The sequence below is a fragment of the Acinetobacter sp. ANC 4862 genome (assembly GCF_004336635.1).
GTDB lineage: Bacteria > Pseudomonadota > Gammaproteobacteria > Pseudomonadales > Moraxellaceae > Acinetobacter.
Genome location: NZ_SJXH01000071.1, coordinates 1 through 991, shown reverse-complemented (window position 1 = coordinate 991; position 991 = coordinate 1). Strand labels below are relative to the sequence as shown.

The following is a 991-nucleotide window of genomic DNA, read 5'->3' as shown; positions in this document are numbered from 1 at the left end:
GTTCAAATTTCTTAAAAAAATCATCAATGGCACAGAAGATTTCTGTAAAATCAGACATGGTGGTTAGAGTCTTTGGTTTGTGTAGTAACTTTCTAAATGGCTCTAGCCATCTTTTTTTCAAGCGGTTTTCTTATCCGTAATTCGGGTTAATTTATGATTTAATTCATTTATAAGGGTGTCATTCATTTATATAAGTCTCTGATGATGACACCTTTAATCAGTATCGCGGTAATTCATTTCTTTGCATTGATCAGTCCAGGTCCAGATTTTTTCTTCGTTACTCAAAGTGCAATTCGTCAGTCCAGATCGCACGCCCTCTTTGCTGCCTTAGGTATTTCACTGAGCATTTTAATCTGGTCAATTTGTGCGATCAGTGGTCTACATTATCTTTTTCAAAAAATGGCATGGCTGCAGCAGGTGCTAATGATTTTAGGCGGCCTATACCTGCTTTATTTAGGAATACAATCGCTGAAATCCGCTTTCAATAAAAATCCGGCGCCTATCTCGAAAACCAGAATGAAATTCTGCCGCAAAAATCACACAGCACACTGTTAGTTCAAGGTTTTCTGACCAATATGGCTAACCCCAAAGCACTCGTCTATTTCAGCAGCGTCTTTTCCATCGCCATTAGTACAAATGTCAGTATTTTCGAGCAAAGCTCCTTGCTAGCGCTGGTTTTTATCGAAAGTCTGATGTGGTTTTCTACTGTTGCTCTGGTTTTTTCTGCCCCAAAAATTAATCATTATTATCAAAAATTCGGCAAGAAAATTGACGGCATTACCGGCGGGATTTTTATCAGTTTTGGCTGTCTGCTGATTTTAAACCGTGATTAACACCTCTAAAATAATTTAAACAAAAAAAAAGCACCATTGATGGCACTGCTGTCCCATAGTTTGATTTAAATAAAAAAACCTGAGTCCGAACAGTTAAAATATGAGTGCAAACAAACACTTTAACGACCAGGATTCAGGTTTTGTCACATCAGAATACC

At 37.6% G+C, this 991-nt stretch carries 2 protein-coding genes; both read left to right on the top strand.

Annotated features, from left to right (window positions below; all coding sequences use genetic code 11):
* The first annotated feature begins 201 nt into the window (after nucleotides 1-201).
* Nucleotides 202-555 (top strand): LysE family transporter, encoded by a 354-nt coding sequence (locus E0409_RS16885; RefSeq protein ID WP_353682216.1) that lies wholly within the window; start codon nucleotides 202-204, stop codon nucleotides 553-555.
* 20 nt (nucleotides 556-575) lie between these two features.
* Nucleotides 576-833, top strand: coding sequence for a LysE family transporter (locus tag E0409_RS16880; protein WP_252151836.1), 258 nt, complete (start codon nucleotides 576-578; stop codon nucleotides 831-833).
* The last annotated feature ends 158 nt before the right edge of the window (nucleotides 834-991 follow it).